Annotated in this window: 1 pseudogene; it reads right to left on the bottom strand. The window is 63.0% G+C overall.

Features of this window, described 5'->3' with window-relative positions:
• Positions 1-265, bottom strand: a pseudogene (locus AF337_RS30275) (ABC transporter ATP-binding protein); the annotation flags it as partial.

Below are 265 nucleotides of genomic sequence, written 5' to 3'. Positions count from 1 at the left end.
GGCGAGCATGATGCCGCCCATGGCAAGGATTTGTCCGAAGGCCTGCGGCGCATCGGGTAGAGCCAGAAGCCGGCTCGTGACGACATTGGCGCAGAGCGGCAGGGCGACCGCCGTGCCAGCGACGAGGATGGCACAAAGCAGATCCGCCAGCAGCAGAGGCAGATGCGGGCGATAGTAGGAGAGGAATTTGTACATGCGCGACCAGCGCCGCCCACGGTCGGCGGAAATCGGATGATCGCGAAGGAAGTTTACGAAGGGGTTATGG

This window comes from Rhizobium ecuadorense, from assembly GCF_001187535.1.
GTDB lineage: Bacteria > Pseudomonadota > Alphaproteobacteria > Rhizobiales > Rhizobiaceae > Rhizobium > Rhizobium ecuadorense.
The sequence above is the reverse complement of the archived record's forward strand: the minus strand, read 5'-3'. Positions and strand labels throughout refer to the sequence as shown.